The organism is Nocardia sp. NPDC102475, assembly GCF_055584605.1.
The window spans coordinates 72,170-87,511 of sequence record NZ_JBVJLS010000016.1 but is presented as its reverse complement, the minus strand read 5'-3'; the positions used below and the strand labels follow the sequence as shown (position 1 = coordinate 87,511).

The following is a 15,342-nucleotide window of genomic DNA, read 5'->3' as shown; positions in this document are numbered from 1 at the left end:
TCGCATATCCGTTGTTCCGCTCAGCGGGCAAAGCGTGCTCTTAGCTCATCGGCGCGACGGCGCTGAGTGCGACAACCACTACCGCCGTGCCCCGGTCTCGACCGCATCACCAAAGGTCGCCGCACGGATATGCACGAATTTCCGGTGAGTAGGACGAATGCGCGGACGACGGATGCGACCTCATATCGTCCGCCGCCAAGAGCCGCCTCATGTGACTCCCATCTCATCGTTTCTCCCCCTGGAGCGTTCTATGTCCGCTACCACCACTCCTCCACCGGATGAAGTCGACATCGCCGTCGACACCGGTCGGCTCGAGAACGCCTCGCGACTTCGCATCTACGCGGTGCTCGCGCTCATCGTGCTGATGACCGAGGTCGTCCCCGTTCAGTACACGATGATCACCCCGGCACTGCACGATATGAGCGCCACCTTCCCCGACGTCGGGGCCAACATCAACTGGGTGGTCATCTTGATCGGCCTGGTCGGTGCCTCCGCGACACCGCTGCTGGGCAAAATGAGCGACATCTGGGGCAAGAAGCGGTTGTTCGTGGCGTGCGGCGCGCTGTTCGTCGTCGGCTCGTTGATCGACGCGGTCACCGACAACTGGACGCTGTTCCTGATCGGACGTGGTCTGCAGGCGTTCGCCGTCGCCAGCCAGTTCATTGCCTTCGGCCTGATCCGGGATCTGATGCCGCGGCGGTTCGTGGCGACCGCGCTCGGTTTCGTCGGCGCCGGGATCGGTATTGCCGCTGCGATAGCGCCGGTGATCGGCGGTGTGATGCTCGACCACTTCTCCTGGCGGTCGTTGTTCTGGGGTCTGGGCGGTTTCACCGCCGTGATGACGCTGCTCGTCGTGCTCGTAGTTCCGGAATCGAAGCTGCGGGTACGCGATCGGATCGATCCCTTCGGCGCGGTGCTGCTGTCCGTCGGTACGCTGCTGGTTCTGCTCTACCTGGACAACGGCCAAAGCTGGGGTTGGGGCCGCGCGACCAGCGTCGCCTGGCTGGTTGGCGGACTGCTGCTGCTGGCACTTTTCTTCGTGGTGGAAACCCGGGTGAGCCGCCCGATGATCGACCTGCGGCTGTTGTTGAACCCCAAGGTCAGCATGGTGCTGCTGATGTCCTTCTTCGGTGTCGGCATCATCGCGATACAGCCGCTGACGCTGGCGTACATGACCCAGACCCCGAATGCTGACGGACTGCGCGACCAGGTCGCACAAGGTGTCGTGGCCAAAGCCCATGAGATGACCGGAGCCACGCTCCCGGTCGACATGGTGAAAGTGGTCCTCGATCCCAGCTACAGCTATGGCAACGGCTTCACCATGTTGCAGTACGCGCTGCACGTCGGACTCTGGGCCGGACTCGTCGCCGTCATCGCCGGTCCGCTCGGCGGCTGGCTGGCGCACCGATACGGCGCCCGCATTCCGGCGATCCTCGGCTTCGCCGTCAATGTGGTCGCGGGCGTTGGCTACCTCCTGGTCGACTACAGCTGGGCCACCTATTCGGTGTTCTACGCGCTGTCCGGGATCGGGTTCGGCTTCTTCTACGCCGCCGTGGCCAATCTCGTCGTCGACGCGGTACCGCAGGAACAGCAAGGCATCAGTACCGGCATGCTCGGTGTCACCATCAACCTCGGCACGTCGGTCTCCCTCGCCGTGGTCACTGCCTTGCTCAACAACAACCCGATCAAGGCGAACATCGACGTCATGGGCAACCACGCCGTCCAGCCGATACCCCAGGTATTCGCCGACAGCGGCTACACCCAGACTTTCTGGCTCGCAGTGGGCACCGCTGTGATCGCACTGGTCCTAGCGGTAATCCTGCGGCACGGCCGCGCGGCGGCGCGTGGCGGCGCCGACCACGCGGAGTAACCCACTCCCGCAACACAATCCCCCGCCGACTGCCGTCACCCATCGTGCCCACGTCTGGTCGGCGGGCCCGACCTCCCACGGATGTCGTCAACCCCCTGCACCCACCGACATCCGTGGGAGGTCCCTCGAACCCCCGCGCGAAATCCACTGCCGCGGTCCGGTATTCCCTATCTCAACTTCGTCGTGGGATTCGACGCCGGAGGTCCCCGAGGCCCGTGCGCGAATTCACTTCCGCAGGCCAAAATTCCTTCCCCTCGACATCGCCGCGGGAGTCCCCGAGGCCCCGTGCGCGAAGTTCACTCCCGCGGGCCGGTATTCCTTCCCCTCGACATCCCGCGGAATTCGCCGCGGGAGATCCGCCGAAACCCCACGCGCGAATCCACTGTCGCGCGGGTCGGTATTCCTTGCTCTCAACATCCCCGCGGGATCCGATCCCCGCGGTCTGGAGGTCGATCAATCTATGTCCGCATTCCCGCGCCGGTCGTTTCTCGGTGGCACCGCCGGTGCCGCAATCGCATTGGCGGGTACCGGAATTGCTGCCGGTAGCAGCGGTATCGCAACAAACATGAGGACGGTCCCGCTCGTTCGCGAAGACCATCGGGTCATCGTGATCGCGTCTACGGCAGTTTGAACTGGGACGATCCCACGAAAGCGGCCACGGTCATCCAGGCATCGATCCCGCCGGCGGGCATAGATGCGCGCACCACCATGCTGGTCGGCTACGGCGTCAGCAATGCCCGTGGACGCTTCGAATACGACTCGGGCAAGGACGAGGCCGTGCTGCGCTGGCCCAAGGACGGCGACGCGGTGATCCAGAACGGCACCATCGGTCCGCTGGTGCAGAAGATCGCCGGTCCCGCAAGCGTTCTCGGCGATACGAACCTGGCGGCACCCTCCACCTGGCACCCGCTCGGCGGTGCGAATATGGGTCCGGTCTGCGATCTGGAGGGCCGCGTGCACGGACAGCGTGGACTCTATGTGCTCGACGGTGCGCTGATCCCGGGTAACAGCGCGGCCTGCAACCCATCGATGACCATCGCCGCCGTCGCCGAACGCGCACTCGACAAGCTAGTGGCGCAAGACGTCGGTTCGATCATCTGACCACCCGGCGGGGTCGCCCCCTCAGAGGGCGACCCCGCTAGTGCGCGCGCCCGTTGCGAGCCGACGAGAACGCGTCGAATCCTTCATCGAGCAACCCCGCCAGATCGAGTTCGCCATTGGATGCCGACCAGCGCTCGACGGCGATATTCAGACAACTCGTCGCCGCGGCGACCTTGATCTCCACCGCGATGGGGACCGGCCCCGACACGCCTGCCCGCTCGGCCAGCGCCGCGGTGAGTGCCGGTCGCCAACTGTGCTGTTTCTCCAGCTGCCGCCCGGACAACTCCGGGGTGTCGAAGATGAGTCGCGTCATGGCGAGCGCGGCGACCGGGTCCTGCAGATAGAACTCGATGACCCCGCCCAATGCCCGGCGCAGCGCCGTCCAGTCGTCCTCTTCGGCGGGCCGGGCGCGTAGCGCGTCCGCGAACTGGTCGGCGTGCGCGTCGAACGCGCTCAGCACCGCTTCCTCCTTGCTGCCGAAGTAGCGCAGGAGTGTGCTGCGGGATACCCCGGCAGCCGCGGCCATGTCATCCACGGTGACGTTGTGGAACCCCCGCTCACGGGTCAGCTCATAGGCGACCTGTGCGAGGTCGGCTCGCACTGCGGCGCGGGCGATCATTCTCGTGCGCTTGGTTCCGCTCATGGGCATGACGCTACCCTTTGCAATTTCGTGACATAACTGAGTTCTGCGCGCTAGTCTGACACTTAGTCTCATTAATGAGGCTAAGTTTCTAATCGCGCCGGTGCGCGGAACTGCCAAGAAAGCAAGGTGTCAACGTGTCGGATTTCTTCGTCGTATCGGGCGATACACACATCATCGAGCCGGTCGACCTGTACAAAACCCGGCTGCCAAAACATCTTCGGGACCGCGCACTCTGGGAGGAGGAGTTCACCCTCGACGAGCCGATCGTGGCGGGCGGACACACCGAGTTCAAGAAGCTGCACACGGTCGGGTTCGACGGTTGGACCATCTCCAAGTACCGGCAGCTCGGCGGGCGGACACCGGACGGCGAGCCGGAGAACATCATCCGGGATATGGATCTCGATGGCGTCGACGCCTCGGTGATGTTCCCGAACCTGTCGCTGTTCGTCCTGTTCACCGACGACCACGAGCTGTCTATGGCACACGCGCGCGCGTGGAACGACTATGTCGTCGAACGCTATCTCCCGTACAAGGATCGGATGCGCCCCACGGCGGCGATCCCGCTCACCGACATCCCGGACGCGGTCGCCGAGATCGAGCGGTGCGCACGCATGGGATTGGGAGCGCTCCTACTGCCGGAGATCCCGCCGCTACCCTACTGGTCGCGGGAGTACGACCCGGTCTGGGCGGCCGCTCAGGCGCACGGGTTGCCGGTGTTCTTTCACGTCGCCACCGGTGGAGTAATGGTCAAGGAGTCGGTGTCGGAAACGGCGACCACCGTCAAGGGCCTGATGACAGCCATGAACATGGGTAAGGGACAGCTGACCGACGATATGGTCGCGGGCCGCACCATGGGCGGCGGGAACACCGCATCGGCCAGCCCGCAGGCGATCATCGCATCGCTCATCGGCGGCGGTGTGTGTGAACGATTCCCCGACCTGCACTTCAACCTCACCGAGTTCGGTGCGGGCTGGCTGGTCTCGTTCATGGGCATGATGGACAAATCCTGGCGGACCGGCATCGGCCAGGACGCCGATTGGTGGCTCGGATTCTGGGACGACACTCGCCCGCCGAACGACCAGCCGACCATGGGAAGGCTGTTCGCCATCAACGGGAAATGGCCCTACCCCCTCTCGCCCAGCGAATACCTCCAGCGTCAGATCCATGTGCAGTTCGCGGACGACCCGGTAGCCGTCAAGGCCCGCCACATCACCGGCATGTCGACCGTCATCTGGGGCAACGACTACCCACACGCGGAAGGCACCTTCCGCAGCAGCAAGGAGTGCATCGACTTCAACTTCGCCGGGGTTCCCGACGACGAGCGGGCGATCATCCTCGGCGGCACTCTGGCCGATGTCGTGGGCTTCGACAAGAGCGTGAAGAAGGCCCCGGTCAACGTCGCCTGACTGGTCAGCGCCCCCGCCACCGCGGTGGGCGCTTTTCCAGGAATGCGGCAACACCTTCTTTCAAGTCTTCGCTGCGCATTACCCGGGCTACGGCTTCGGCGGTGGCATCCCAACCGTCGGCATCGGACGCGTCGTGCTGAGACGCGATCGCCGCCAATGTCGCGCCGACGGCCACGGGTGACGAGGCACAAATGTCATCGGCGATTTCCAGTGCCGTATCGAGTGCGTGGCCCGCTTCGGTGACGCGGTTCACCAGCCCGAGTTGATGAGCGCGTTCGGCGTCGAATACGGCGCCGGTGATCAATAGCTCCTTGGCTATGTGCAGCGGCAGGGCCCGCAGTGTGCGGAAGAGCGCGCCCGAGGAGGCGACCACACCGCGCCGGGTCTCCGGGAGTGCGAAACGAGCTGTGCGCGAAGCGACTACGAGATCGCAGGCGAGGACGATCTCGAGACCACCACCGAAGGCAGGCCCCTCGACCGCCGCGATCAGCGGCTTCGCCTGGCGACGGCGAATGATGCCGTACTCTCCGCCCCGTTCGGTGCCGCCACCGGCCCCGTCCCTCAGATCGGTGCCCGCCGAGAACACCGACGCGGTCCCCGTAAGTACGCCGACCCAGAGCGTCGGATCGTCCTCGAGCAGGTTCAGCGCCGCGTCGATGCCCTCGGCGACCGCTCGATCGATGGCATTGCGTTTCTCCTCGCGGTCGATCCGAACCACGAGCACGCGGCCGCGTCGTTCCTGACGGACAGTCATCGAATCGCCCTGTTCGCGGGGATGGCCGTGGCCGAGCCAGTCGTGCCTTTCATGCGGGAATCCTATCGACGTCAGCATAATGAGGTCACCTCTACATCGATCCTGCCAGCAAGTTACTGAACTCGTTGTAACTAGTACACCCATTAGCTAACTGGCCGAAGTCGGTGACACGACCGGGCACTTGACCAGCCGAGTGCCGCTGACCGAGAAGTGGCCGCATACGCCCTTCGGCGGCGTCGGGATCAGTGGTTACGGCAGAGAAGGCGGGCAGGCCGGGATCGACGAATTCCTGCGCTACAAGACGGTTTCCATCATCGAACCGGAGTGATCCGAAAAGGGGCCGAGGCAATGCGCCTCGGCCTCTTTTCTATGCACACCTCAAGCCGCGGTGGCGTCACCTAGATAGCCGCGCAGCAGTTCGTCACCGGCCTGATCGGCGGCACCCGACCAGGCGATCCGCCCACGCTGCAGGATGAGGCAGTGATCGGCGAAAGCCAGTGCGCGACTGGCGAACTGCTCGATCATGATCACCGCGACACCGGCCGCCCTGGCCCGCTGCAGGCTCTCGAAGACCACATCGACCATCTTCGGCGCCAACCCGAGCGACATCTCGTCGGCGATCACCAACCGCGGTTCGACCATCAGCGCCCTGGCCAGCGACAGCATCTGCTGTTCACCGCCGGAAAGGGTGCCCGCGGCCTGACGCTGCCGTTGCTGCAGCACGGGAAAGATCTCGAAGGCATGCTCGATGGCCGCGGCACTGCGCCGCCGATCGGCCGCGGTGGCCATGCGCAGATTCTCCAGCACGGTCAGGGTCGGGAATACGCCGCGGCCTTCGGGCAGATGCACCAGGCCCGCGCGCCGGATCCGGTCCGGCGTCGCGCCGGTGATGTCGCGGCCGTCGAGTTCGACGATTCCGTCCACCGGCGTCACGAGCCCGGACAGCGCCCTGGCCAGGGTGCTTTTTCCGGAACCGTTCGGCCCGAGCACGGCGAGCGCGCTGTTCGGATGCACATCGAAGGTCACGCCCTGCAGTGCCTGTGCGGCGCCGTAGCGGACGCTCAGGTCGCGGACGGCGAGCAAGGCAGATGTGGGGGTCATGCCGAGGTCCTTTCCTCGTCGGGGCCCGCGCCCAGGTACGCGGCGCGCACGGCCGGATCCGCGCGGACCTCGGCCGGGGTTCCTTCGCTGATCTTGACGCCGAAGTCGAGCACATGGACGACATCGCTGAGCCCGAGCACCAGATCGACATCGTGCTCGACCAGCAGCAGCGAGACACCGTGGTCGGCCACGACACGGGTGAATGTGCCCGCGAGCTCATCGGTTTCGCGTGCGTCCAGCCCCGATGACGGCTCGTCGAGCAGTAGCACATTCGGATCGACGGCCAGCGCCCTGGCGATCTCGACGAGCCGGCTGGTGCCCAGCGGCAGCCCGGCCACCGGCAGATCGGCATGCCCGGTCAGTTGCAGTGCGGCAAGGATCTCGTCGACCCGTCGGTCCTCGTCGGCGGGGGCGCGGCGGAAACCGCCCGCCGTCACGAGGTCGGTCCACATCCGGCTGCGGGCGTGCCGGAGCCGGTAGCCGAGCACTACGTGTTCGCGGACGGTGAGTCCGGAGAAGAGCTCCGGATGCTGGAAGGTGCGGGCCAGGCCGCGCCGGGCCCGCGACTGCGCACTCGCCTTGGTGACATCGTGACCGTCCATCAGGACGGCGCCGGAACTCGGTTTCAGCAGTCCGGACAGCACCGCGAACAAGGTGCTCTTGCCCGCGCCGTTGGGGCCGACGAGACCGACGATGGAGGCGGGTGGGACCTGGAGGTCGACGTCGTTGAGGGCGACGAGTCCACCGAAGCGGACGGTCACACCTTTGGCCTCGATCCGCGGTGGGGTTGGGTCGGTGGTCATGCCAGGTCTCCCGGGGTCAGCTGTGGTTCCTCGACGCGCTCGCGGGATTGCTCCACCGCCGGTGTCGTCTCGGAACCCGTTGTTGCCTTTAATATTTCGGAGCTTTCGACGGCGGGCCGTCGGCGCTGCCACCAACGAATGACATCGTCGAGTTGCCGCGCGTGCATCGCGACGATCCCGTCCGGATTGCGGGCGAGCATGATCGCACCGAAGCCGAACATGATGACCGGGATCTCGGCCCAACTCGTGGGCAGGTAGGTCTGGAACACGCTGGGCAGCACCGCGAAAGCCACCCCAGCGACCAGCGCGCCCATGATCGACCGTGCGCCCAGGGTGACCAGAACGGCCAGCCAGACCAGACCGGTGAACGCATTGAACGAATCGGGCAGTGCCGACTGGTAATTCAGCGCGAGAAATCCGCCGCCGATCGCCGCGACGAACGTGGCGAGGGCCGATACCAGCACCTTGATCGGAAGAATGCTCAGGCCGAGCGTGCGCGAGCCGGGTTCGCTCCACCGGACCGCGGTCACCGCGAGTCCCGCGGTCGAACGCCGCAGATTGACCACGAGCAGACCGAGCCCGATGAACACCACCAGGGCGAGCAGAGCGAATGTCGCGTTGTCCGCGGCCCATTCGGGGCGCGGCATATAGATGCCCTGGCCGGAGTTGTAGAACCGGTCCCGCATGAAGATCAGGTTCTGGGCGAGCAGGCCGAAGGTCAGCGTGACCAGGGCGACGTACAGGTTGCCGAGGCGGATCGTCAGCAAGCCGAGGATCACGCCGATCGGCACGATGCACAACGCACTGACCAGGACCGCCACCAGCGGCGACCACCCGGAATTGGTGGTCAGATCAGCCGCGAAGATGGCACCCAACCCCGCGAAAGTGATCTGACACAGCCAGATCATGCCGCCCTCACCGGTGACCAGCGTGAACGACAGCAGCGCGATCGCGAGCGCGATACCGGCACCGACCAGACCGGCCCAGAAGTCCTCGAGAACCAGGGGCAGTACCGCGACGATGACCAACGTCACCACGGCCGCGACGGGTGCGGCCGTCGGTCGGGTCCGCCCGGTGCGTGATCCGCCCGAGCTACCGGGCGCTCCGGCATTGGCCGTGCGGATCGCGCGATCGAGCGCGCCGCCCGCCGTGGTATCGCCCGCCTGTCCACGCACCGCGTAGTACAGCAGGAAGACCAGCATGAACATGAACGGAATGCTGGGCACGATCTGCGCCGAGAACGGGCTCTGCGGGTCGAGGTAACGCTGGATGACATTGGTGACCACACCCATTGCGAGCGCGACCGAGACCGCCATCGGCAGACTGCGCAGCCGCGCCGCGACCACCGCCGCGAAGGCGGCCGACATCAATGAGGTCATGCCCTCGACCGTGAGTCCCGCGGTCGGGGCGACGAGAACACCCGCGAGTCCGGCCAACAGTGCACTGAATGCCCATACGCCGAGCGACACCCGGGTCGGGCTGACTCCGGACATAGCGGTCAGCGCCTCGGAGTCGACCAGGGCACGAACCCGCAGGCCGATATCGGTATACCGGAGCAGCCCGGTGCCGACGAGCAAAACCACCGCCAGGCCCGTATAGGTGATCACCTGGTTCATATCGACGACCGCCCCGAATACGTGCAATATCCGCAGCGGTTGGGGAGCAAGGCCGGGTGCCGTGGTGTTCACCAGGTGTCCCAGCACCAGGTTGACCAGCGGTGGCAATGCGACCGACAGGCCGATCGTCGCGACGATCTTGACCAGCGGTGAGCGCAGTCGCAGGTAGCGGAAAAGCAGCACATAGAGCGCGATGCCGAGAGCCGGGCCGAACAGCCCGATCGCGACGACGGCCGCGAGCGGCATCGACCACCCGTGTTCGACGTGCAGGAAGTAGTAGAAGCGGGCGACGGCGAAGGCCATGGCGCCGAAGGCGAAGTTGAAAACGCCCGAGGAAACGTAGGTGACGACCAGCGATGCCGCGGCGATTGCGTAAATCGCTCCGAGGGCTAGGCCGGCGAGAACGTAGGAGAGCAACGGTGAGGCCCCTAAAAGTTCGACGCTCTGAAGGTACGGGTAAGAGTGCGCTAATAGAGGGTCATCGTCAAGGATTTTGTCCGGATTCTTCGTGAAAAACGGATACAAAGGGTACTGAATATGCTCCACTGTAGCCCTCAGAGCCGTTCCGGCACCGTAGCTGGATCGGCGATAGCTAGAGGAGTGCAGATGCGCAGAGTCGGTGCGATCGCAGCATGGGTGTGCGCCGCAATGTTTCTTGTTCCTGCGTGCGGCAGCGGCGGCTCCGGCGGCCCGGCCGATACGAGTGGGCCGGTCAAGGTGGGCGTGCTGACCTCGCTCAGCGGCGCCGCGACCGCCAACTACGCAGGTACCGAACCCGGGGTGAAAGCCCGCTTCGCCGCATACCAGGCGGCGAACGGCAAGTGCGCGGCGCGCGGCTTCGACGTCGTCATGGGTGATGACCAGTCCACACCGCAGGGCGCGTTGACCGCAGCACAGAAGTTGGTGCAGCAGGATCACGTCTACGCGGTACTGCCGGTGAGCACGTACTTCTACGGCGCAGGCCAGTACGCGGGCACCCAGGCGAGCAAGACGCCGTTCCTCGGCGCCGGCTTCGACGGCGGCGAGCAGTGGTTCAACCCGAAGTACGACAACCTCTTCGCCGCGACGGGTGGTACCGACTACAACAAGACCGCGACGACCCTGGGTGACTACTGGAAGAAGATCGGCGGCACCAAGGCCGCCGTGCTCTCCTACAACACCCCGAGTGCCACGAAGTCGGCGGAAGGCGCCGCGCTGTCGGCCGAACACGCCGGACTGACGCGCGGTTATGTCAACATCCGCATTCCGTTCGGGACTACCGATGTCGGTCCCTATGTCCTCGGCATCAAGGAATCCGGTGCCGATGTGCTGTACGCGCCGGTCATTCCGGATACCGGATTCGCGCTCATGACCGGTCTGCGGCAGGCCGGGGTCGAGATGAAGTCCGTGCTGCTGGCCACCGGCTACGGGGCGGATCTGCTGAAGTCGCCGCCGGCGATCGCGGCGGGCCAAGGCGTCGGCTTCATGACGTCATTCGCACCGACGGAGATGAATACCGAAGCGACTCGGGCATTTTCGGCGGCGCTGAAGCAGTATGCGGGCTCGGAGAGCGGTATCCCGTCCTTCTCGATGGCGGTGGGCTGGGTCAGCGCCGACCTGCTGATCGAGGGGCTCGAGAAGGCCGGTTGCAACGCAAGCCAGGAGCAGTTGATGTCCGCGCTGCGTACCGACAAGACCTGGACTGCCGGTGGATTGTTCCCGAAGCCTGCCGATTTCGAGAACCGCGGCTCTTACTCGGTCGGCTCCCCGGGCAACTGCACCTTCATCTCCATCCTGCGCGGCGACAAGTTCGTGCCGGACACGAATGGCGCTCCGGCCTGCGGCGAGCAGATTCCGGACCTGAAGGTCGTGCCGAAGTAGACGTCCCTCCACATCGAAGTCCGAGGGATCCGAAAGAAAGAGAACACAGGATGAGGAAAATCGCAGCCACCGGTGTGTTACTGGCAACCGCGCTCGCTGTAACCGCACAGGCCGGTGTCGCCGCACCACAGGCCGACGACGGCGTCCATTACACGACGAACGTCACCGACAAATCCACGATCGTCAGCACCGATGCCGGTTCGATGGCCGTGGAAGACGGGATATTCAAGATCAAGGCAGCCAACGGGATCACCCTCGCCGGTGCCGAATTGGCTTTCCGGGTGGACGATTTCGTCTTCCCCATCGCCGCGGAGATCACCGATCGCACCGCCACACTGACCCCGCAGTTCGACGTTGAACACGCGGTGTACACCCCGGTCGCCCTGCCCTATGAGGACCAGGCCCCCTGGAAGACCCCCTACGACCGGGAACAGGCCGCGTTCGGCCGGATGATCAGCACCATCACGGCGGGTTCGACGATCGGCACCATGGTCGGCGGCATCGCCGGCGGGGCCGTCGGCTGTGTTCTGGGCGGCATCGCAGGCGCCACCGTCGCCTCGGCGACGATCGTCGGTTTGTTCGGCGCGTTCATTCCCGCGGCGGCCATCGGCTGTATCGGCGGGATCGTGGCCATCGGCGCGCTCGGCACCCTGGCCGGACAGCTCCTGGTGACCGCACCGGTCGCGATCATGGCGGCAATCCAGTACTTCACCACGATCAACTCGCCGATGCCCGCACCGAAGTAACCCGAATCGCCGAAGGCCTGACAGGGACGCCCGCATCGCTACCGCGAGCACTCTGGCCGCCACAACCAGAGTGCTCGCCTGAGCGATGACGCCGATCAGCGCGACCGGCGCAGACAAAAGCCCCGTACCTCGCCACCAAACGAGGTACGGGGCTCTTGATGTCAGCGGCGCTCAGTCACAGTGGAAGGGTTGTCGCACAGTTACTTTCGGTTGGTCCGAGCCGCGAATCGGCGCGCCACGTCCACCACATCCGAACGCCAGCGCAACTTCGCCCGCGCCTCCAACGCCAGGGCATGGGCCAGGCTGGTGCCTTCACCATCGGCAAGCAGTTCGAGTGTCCCCGCGACGGCATCCGGGTGGGCTAGGCGGATCAAATCCGCTAGCTCCCAGGCTCGGTCGAGCAGCCGATCGTGTGGGACGACCTCGTTCACCAGCCCCACCACCAGGGCCCTTGCCGCATCGATCCGCTCCCCCGTCAGCATCATCTGACGCGCCAGACGCACACCCACCGCGCGGGGCAGCAGTGCGCTCATCCCCCACCCCGGCGGCAATCCGATCGCGGCGTGCGTGTCGGCGAAACTCGCATGCTCCGAGGCGATGAGGAACGAACAGGACAGCGCCAATTCCAATGCGCCGGTGTAGCACAACCCGTTGATGACCCCGAGTGCCGGCGTGCGGGCCGCCCGTACCACCGCCGCCGGATCGGTGCGCGCCCCGCGCGGTGACCCGGCACCGTTTCCCAGCGCCTCTTTCAGGTCGATACCCGCCGAGAATGCCGGATCGGTTCCCGTGAGCACGACCAATCGGGTCGTCACATCGGCATCGGCGGCGCGCATCGCCGCGATCAATGCCCGGCGCATTGCGATCGTCATGGCGTTGCGCACCCGCGGCCGGTCCAGGGTCAGCCACAGCACGCCGTCCACCCAGCGGCAGTCCAGACCTTCCGTACTCAACTCCTCGGCGTTCAGCCCCGCAGCACCCAGTCCTTCGTCCGGCCTCTCGATCACGGCCGCTCAGACCGTCAGGACCAGTGCCGACCCCATGCCGCCGCCCGCGCACATGGCCGCGACCGCCGTACCACCGCCGCGACGGCGCAATTCATGGGCCAGGGTCACCACCATCCGGGTGCCGGTGGTCGCGATCGGATGGCCGAGGCTGCAACCGCTGCCGAACGGATTGACCCGCTCGGGATCCAGGCCCAATCCCCGCACGGCGGCCACGGTCACCGATGCGAAGGCCTCGTTGATCTCGAACAGATCCACATCGCCGATGCCGATCCCGGCGCGGTCCAACGCCTTTCGGATCGCCTCGATCGGCGCGAGGCCGGTACGCACCGGATCGACGCCGACGCTCGCCCACGACCGCACGGTGGCCAGCGGTGCGAGCCCGTGTTCGGCGGCCAGTTCGGAACTGGCGACGACCACCGCGGCCGCACCGTCGTTCAATCCGCTGGAGTTACCGGCGGTGATCGAGAAACCCTCGATCTCCGGATGCAGCGGCTTCAGCGCCGCGAGTTTCGCCATGCTGGAGCCGCGGCGCGGATGTTCGTCGACGTCGAAGACCGAGACCCCGCCGTCCCGGTCGGTGACTTTCACCGGGACGATCTCGTCGAGGAACCGGCCGGCGTCGATCGCCGCGATGGCCCGCTCGTGCGACCCGAGGGCCCAGGCGTCCATCTCCTCCCGGGACACCCCGGCCAGCCGCGCCGTATTCCAGCCGACGAGCATCGCCATATCGTTGCTCGGCGCCTCGGGCGTCGACACGTGCGACGGCGAGCTCCATGGGTCCTGCCAGTCGTCGGTACCGGGAATCCGCCGACGCGAAACGGGAGCGGTCGAGAACGACTGGGTCCCACCGGCGATCACCGCGCGGTCCATCCCGGCCAGCACGCTCCCGGCGGCGGTCGCGATACTCGCCAATCCGGAGGCGCAGTGCCGATTGTGCGCCAAGCCGGGAACGTGCGTGAGCCCGGCTTCGATCGCGGCATACCTGGCGATATCGCCGCCACCGGCCACCGATTCGCCGAGCACGATGTCATCGATCAGCTCCGGCGGCACGCCGCTGCGTTGCGCCGCCTCCCGGACAACGACGGTGGCGAGATCGAAGGCGCTGGTGTCGCGCAGAGTGCCCTTGCGGGCGGTGCCGATGGCGGTACGGCAGGCGGAGAGTAAAACGGCGTCAGTCATATAATTCGTTGTACTCTATTACCGCGCTGCCGGAAAGATTCGCGGCGAAAAGCGTGGTGAATCTCGACTCGAGATGTAAAAAAGGATACCTTCGCAATGACGTTTATGTCTTCGGCATCGGGTGGTGACTGATGAACTTCGAGCTCAGCGACGAGCAGACGATGTTGTGCGCTGCCTCGCGCGACCTACTGTCGGACCGGGCGCCGATCGCGGCGTTACGGACCTGGATGGAGCGCGACGAAGACGTCGACCCACAGCTGTGGCGGCTGACCGCCGAGCTCGGTTGGCCCGGCTTGGCGCTACCCGAGGAGTACGGCGGTGCGGGCCAGGGGCTGGTCGAGCTGACACTGGTCGCCGAGGAGATCGGGCGCGGGCTCGGACGCGGTCCGTTTGTCTCGACCGCCGTCGTCGGTGCCGCGATCGCCGCCGCGGGCGCACCCGCACTGCGGGCCGAGGTGCTGCCCGCACTCGCCGAGGGATCCGGTTGGGCCACTTGGGCTTTCGCGGAACCGCGGGCACCGTGGACGCTGGACGGGGTGCACGCCGAGGCCCGCAGCGACGGGGACGAGTTCATTCTCGATGGGGTCAAGACCGCGGTGCAGGATGCGGGCGGCGCCCGTTGGCTGCTGGTCACCGCGCGACACGAAGGCGTTCCGACATCTTTTCTCGTCGACCGGGACAGCGCCGGGGTCACCGTGCGGCGTCAGCAGGTCCTGGATCTGACGCGCGCGTTCTACGAGGTCCGGTTCGAGCAGGTGCGCGTCCCGGCCGAGCGCCGCCTCGAGGTCGGGGCCGCCGATGTGCAATGGCTGCTCGACTACGCCTCGGTACTGCGATGCGCCGATGCCCTCGGGGTCATGGCGCGCATGCTCGAACTCACCGTCGAATACACCGAGGCCCGCGTGCAGTTCGGGCGGCCGATCGGCACGTTCCAGGCCGTCAAGCACGCGTGCGCCGATATGGCGATGTTCGTGCACGGCGCCCGTGCGGCCACCTACTACGCGGCGATGGCCGCCGATGCCGATGACGCCACGCGCGCGGCCTGCGTCGCGGCCTCGTATACCTCTTCCGCCGCTGGGGAGGTCACGGCCCGTGCCCTGCAATTACACGGTGGCATCGGCTTCACCTGGGAGCACGACCTGCATCTCTACCTGCGCCGAGCCGAGACCGACGCCGTCCTCTACGGCGGCGTCACCGTCCATCGGGACCGGCTGTGCACCCTGCTGCAACAGTCCCCCGCATCCGTCTGAACGACA

13 protein-coding genes and 1 pseudogene are annotated in these 15,342 nt (G+C 66.1%); 7 read left to right on the top strand and 7 right to left on the bottom strand.

Annotation, left to right across the window (positions count from 1 at the left end):
- The first annotated feature begins 250 nt into the window (after positions 1–250).
- Both ACZ60G_RS27220 and ACZ60G_RS27215 read left to right on the top strand, forming a co-directional pair.
- Positions 251–1,870 (top strand): MFS transporter, encoded by a 1,620-nt coding sequence (locus ACZ60G_RS27220; RefSeq protein ID WP_465813521.1) that lies wholly within the window; start codon positions 251–253, stop codon positions 1,868–1,870.
- Positions 1,871–2,485: 615 nt separating this feature from the next.
- Positions 2,486–2,971, top strand: a pseudogene (locus ACZ60G_RS27215) (GMC oxidoreductase); the annotation flags it as partial.
- Positions 2,972–3,008: 37 nt separating this feature from the next.
- Here the strand turns inward: ACZ60G_RS27215 and ACZ60G_RS27210 are convergent.
- Positions 3,009–3,614, bottom strand: a complete 606-nt coding sequence (locus ACZ60G_RS27210) for a TetR family transcriptional regulator (RefSeq protein ID WP_465813520.1) — start codon at positions 3,612–3,614, stop codon at positions 3,009–3,011.
- Between the two features lie 134 nt (positions 3,615–3,748).
- Between ACZ60G_RS27210 and ACZ60G_RS27205 the strand changes: the two genes are divergently transcribed.
- Positions 3,749–5,020: an amidohydrolase family protein gene (locus tag ACZ60G_RS27205; protein WP_465813519.1), complete on the top strand. Its 1,272-nt coding sequence runs from the start codon at positions 3,749–3,751 to the stop codon at positions 5,018–5,020.
- 4 nt (positions 5,021–5,024) lie between these two features.
- Here the strand turns inward: ACZ60G_RS27205 and ACZ60G_RS27200 are convergent, their stop codons facing one another.
- Positions 5,025–5,774, bottom strand: coding sequence for an enoyl-CoA hydratase-related protein (locus ACZ60G_RS27200; RefSeq protein WP_465813645.1), 750 nt, complete (start codon positions 5,772–5,774; stop codon positions 5,025–5,027).
- A 181-nt stretch (positions 5,775–5,955) separates the two neighbouring features.
- On the opposite strand from ACZ60G_RS27200, the gene ACZ60G_RS27195 reads away from it, so the two are divergent.
- Positions 5,956–6,102 (top strand): aldehyde dehydrogenase family protein, encoded by a 147-nt coding sequence (locus ACZ60G_RS27195; protein ID WP_465813518.1) that lies wholly within the window; start codon positions 5,956–5,958, stop codon positions 6,100–6,102.
- 50 nt (positions 6,103–6,152) lie between these two features.
- On the opposite strand, the gene ACZ60G_RS27190 is transcribed toward ACZ60G_RS27195, so the two are convergent.
- From ACZ60G_RS27190 to ACZ60G_RS27180, 3 genes are read right to left on the bottom strand one after another with little or no spacing between them, the layout of a single operon-like run.
- Positions 6,153–6,875, bottom strand: a complete 723-nt coding sequence (locus ACZ60G_RS27190; protein WP_465813517.1) for an ABC transporter ATP-binding protein — start codon at positions 6,873–6,875, stop codon at positions 6,153–6,155.
- Positions 6,872–7,678, bottom strand: coding sequence for an ABC transporter ATP-binding protein (locus tag ACZ60G_RS27185; protein WP_465813516.1), 807 nt, complete (start codon positions 7,676–7,678; stop codon positions 6,872–6,874). The genes ACZ60G_RS27190 and ACZ60G_RS27185 overlap by 4 nt, the downstream gene beginning before the upstream one ends.
- Positions 7,675–9,711 carry an ABC transporter permease gene (locus tag ACZ60G_RS27180; protein ID WP_465813515.1) on the bottom strand — a complete coding sequence of 679 codons (2,037 nt, stop codon included), beginning with the start codon at positions 9,709–9,711 and terminating at the stop codon, positions 7,675–7,677. The genes ACZ60G_RS27185 and ACZ60G_RS27180 overlap by 4 nt, the downstream gene beginning before the upstream one ends.
- Positions 9,712–9,900: 189 nt before the next feature.
- Here ACZ60G_RS27180 and ACZ60G_RS27175 point away from each other — a divergent pair, with 189 nt between their 5' ends.
- Positions 9,901–11,154: an ABC transporter substrate-binding protein gene (locus ACZ60G_RS27175; RefSeq protein ID WP_465813514.1), complete on the top strand. Its 1,254-nt coding sequence runs from the start codon at positions 9,901–9,903 to the stop codon at positions 11,152–11,154.
- A 50-nt stretch (positions 11,155–11,204) separates the two neighbouring features.
- Positions 11,205–11,900, top strand: coding sequence for a DUF8020 domain-containing protein (locus tag ACZ60G_RS27170; protein ID WP_465813513.1), 696 nt, complete (start codon positions 11,205–11,207; stop codon positions 11,898–11,900).
- Positions 11,901–12,100: 200 nt separating this feature from the next.
- Here ACZ60G_RS27170 and ACZ60G_RS27165 read toward each other — a convergent pair whose 3' ends face one another.
- The gene (locus ACZ60G_RS27165) at positions 12,101–12,907 is read right to left on the bottom strand and encodes an enoyl-CoA hydratase-related protein (RefSeq protein WP_465813512.1); all 807 of its coding nucleotides are present in this window, start codon (positions 12,905–12,907) and stop codon (positions 12,101–12,103) included.
- Between the two features lie 6 nt (positions 12,908–12,913).
- Positions 12,914–14,086, bottom strand: coding sequence for a thiolase family protein (locus ACZ60G_RS27160; RefSeq protein ID WP_465813511.1), 1,173 nt, complete (start codon positions 14,084–14,086; stop codon positions 12,914–12,916).
- A 131-nt stretch (positions 14,087–14,217) separates the two neighbouring features.
- On the opposite strand from ACZ60G_RS27160, the gene ACZ60G_RS27155 reads away from it, so the two are divergent.
- Positions 14,218–15,336: an acyl-CoA dehydrogenase family protein gene (locus ACZ60G_RS27155; protein WP_465813510.1), complete on the top strand. Its 1,119-nt coding sequence runs from the start codon at positions 14,218–14,220 to the stop codon at positions 15,334–15,336.
- Positions 15,337–15,342: the final 6 nt, after the last annotated feature.